This is a genomic window from Lacrimispora sp. 210928-DFI.3.58 (assembly GCF_020554865.1).
GTDB lineage: Bacteria > Bacillota > Clostridia > Lachnospirales > Lachnospiraceae > Enterocloster.
In genome coordinates, this window is sequence record NZ_JAJCIC010000084.1 from 1 (window position 1) to 3,109 (window position 3,109).

Consider the following 3,109-nt stretch of genomic DNA (forward strand, 5'->3'; position numbering starts at 1 on the left):
TTTTGGAGCTGCTTTTTCGTTTGCACCACCTTCGATTCTTTCCTTAACGATTTGCTTGACACCGCTGGAGTGCGTGATTATTTGAGTTTTGTTGCCCCTGTTCCGTATACAAACAAGTTCCATTATAGGCATGATATTTATGGTCATGCTAAAAAACTCGGCTTTACCATTGACGAATACAAGGTTACCGTTAATGGAGCGCAGCTATTTAAGGAATATAAAACTCGTTTATATGAAGGTGCAGATAATGCACGAAAAATCTATGACGATGTTTTTGGCGTAGAGTTTAAGGATTTTTACGATGGAAAAACATTGATAGCGTGGGCATGGTATGGTTTGTGCCGATTTGAAAAGGCTATTCCCAAGGCATTAAATCCTATGTATGGATTTAGATTGAGACAAGGAAATATCCAAATCGGAGATAATACGGCTGTTGCGTCCTTATTCAAGGAGGAACGAGGAAACAGCTATTTTATAGGAGAGATTTTTACTGTTGATAAGAATCTTATTCCTAACTCTCAGAGAAACTACTTTAACGAAACTCCGGCAAGAATAAATCTGGAAGAACAGCTTAGAGTATTTTTCTATGATGAGCTTCATCGTTTGTATCATGTGGCTAACGAGACCAAAAACCATTATAGGAAGTTGGAAGCCTATAATGATGCTGTTGCAAAACTTCAAGAGAAACACGCAAAAGGTTTTGTTGACAAAAAAGAGCAGAGCCGCATGGAAGCTACGGTTGAAGATGCAAGAAAGAAAAAAGATGCTGCCAAAAAGAAGCTCGAAAAGACTGTTGAAACTCTGACGACAAGTAGCACGTTGACCCCAGAACAGCGTGTTCAAAAAGAGATTCAATATAAATTTGAGAAAAAGAATGTTTCTTCTGCTACAGAGAAAGCAGAAAAGAAAGAAACGGAGATCGTTGAGCAGAAGGAAGAAAAGAAATCCAAATATTTCACAGACAACCTTTCAAAGCTCGACAAGAGTAAGCGTAAACTCGTAGGACAAATAATGGGGATTGTTAGCCAAATAGCTCCTGAGAATATCGCTGAGGAAATTCAAGCAGCAATAGAAAAGGAGTTTAGATAATCATGAACAGAAAAGTTCTTTTGGTTGAACCCAATTACAAGAACAAGTATCCGCCAATGGGACTTATGAAGTTGGCGACTTATTACCGTCAATCTGGCGATGATGTTCGCTTTTTCAAAGGAGACTTGAGAGACCTTGCCGCTGATTTGGTTATTGAAGATTTGCTTGAGCAGCTTTCTTCTATCGATCCAGATACAAAGTGGAAGAAATACAAATTGGTTCTCATTGATTATATCCGCAAGGCTAATACATCTGCATTAGATGAATGCGAAGCGTTTGCTTCAAATGCAATGGCGTATCAGCTTGCAAAAGATGCTCGCTTATCATACAAGAGAAAAGATTATTTCAAGAATCCTTCCTTTGATAAGGTTGGCATCACGACATTGTTTACTTTCTACTGGGACATAACAATAGACACCATCAACTTCGTCAAGCAATTATGCAAGGATGAAAAAGATGTTATGGTTGGCGGTATCATGTCTACATTGTTGCCGGAAGAGGTTTACCAAGCAACGGGCATCCACCCTTTTATTGGATTACTTAATCATCCCGGAGACATTGATGAAGGTGATACAACAATTATTGATGCATTACCGCTGGATTACTCGATTTTGGACGAGATTGAATATAAATATCCTGCGAACAATGCTTATTTCGCATATATGACCAGAGGTTGCATCAATCACTGTGCTTTTTGTGCAGTACCTACACTCGAGCCGACCTACTGTGATTATATCGGTCTAAAAGAACAGATAAATATAGCAAGGGAACGCTTTGGAGAGCAAAGAGATTTGCTTCTTCTCGATAATAATGTTCTGGCGTCAAAGTGCTATGACAAAATCATTGATGAGATTAAGGAGTGTGGATTTGGGAAAGGTGCAACCTACATTCCACCAAACCAATATGAGATTGCAATTCGTAATCTGAGAGACGGATTTAATGACAGAGCATACATTCGGAAATGTGTGGTACTGTACAAGGCTTTGATGGAAAAATTACCGTCTGAAGAAAAAACAGAGTTTTATCTCAAACTTGAAGAAGTGGACTGCTTGCATCATGAGACTGCAACGAAAGAAGATATATTGTCATTGGACGAATATGTTGCGCCGTTGTATGAGAAGCACTTCAAGCACAAAAAAGGGTTAAAACGCATCGTCGATTTTAATCAAGGCATTGATGCACGTCTTATCACAGATGCTAACATGAAAAAATTATCCGAAGTAAATATCTATCCGTTGCGTATCGCTTTTGACCATTGGGAACAGAAGGATATTTATGAAAGAGCAATCAAAACGGCAGTATCAAATGGAATTACGAACCTTTCCAACTATATGCTTTATAATTTCCACGATAAGCCGGAACATCTTTACCACAGAATGAAGATGAATGTTGATATGTGTGATGAACTTGCCGCCAACATTTATTCGTTCCCGATGAAATACCACCCAATCAACGACCCAGAGTTTTTCATGAATCGAGATTTCATCGGAAAGCATTGGAATAGAAAATTCATTAGAGCAATTCAAGCTGTGCTTAATTCGACAAAGGGCAAGGTTGGCAAAGGAAAAACATTCTTTGAAGAAGCGTTTGGAGCAGACGAACATCGCTTCTGGACTATTCTCTGGATGCCGGAAACATTTATCATTTACAGATTTATGTTTAAGGATAATCTTGCAAAAGAATGGGAAGAAAAATTCTGGAGCTTACCTGCCGACAAGTTAAAAACTGTGCAGGAAATTGTAGCACTAAACCAATTCAAAGAGTTGGATATGAGTCAGTACGATGAGCAAGTGCGAGATGTGTTGACTTACTATCAGTTTACAAGAGACGAAGCCGAGGAACTCATCAAGCAAAACAAAACAGAATAATGACCAAGCCAGAAGGCACTAACCGTAAAATAGTTAGTGTCTTTTGTTTTGTCCATTATCAAAAATCTGAAAGGAGTTGACCCGATGCCTAATGAAAGTATATGGTAAATAACCAGTCCTCCGGACAAAATAATGCCAGCCCAAAGGCTGGC

The 3,109-nt window shown here is 38.8% G+C and carries 2 protein-coding genes; both read left to right on the top strand.

Going from position 1 to position 3,109, the window contains the following annotated elements; all coding sequences use genetic code 11:
- A partial coding sequence (locus LIZ87_RS21960; RefSeq protein WP_330664751.1) for a hypothetical protein occupies positions 1–1,089 on the top strand: 1,089 nt, incomplete at its 5' end.
- A 2-nt stretch (positions 1,090–1,091) separates the two neighbouring features.
- Positions 1,092–2,957 carry a hypothetical protein gene (locus tag LIZ87_RS21965; RefSeq protein ID WP_227149212.1) on the top strand — a complete coding sequence of 622 codons (1,866 nt, stop codon included), beginning with the start codon at positions 1,092–1,094 and terminating at the stop codon, positions 2,955–2,957.
- Positions 2,958–3,109 lie beyond the last annotated feature (152 nt).

What these genes read in the sequence shown, in the direction of transcription:
- LIZ87_RS21965 (WP_227149212.1), top strand. Translation starts at nt 1,092, where the DNA reads ATGAACAGAAAAGTTCTTTTGGTTGAACCCAATTACAAGAACAAGTAT.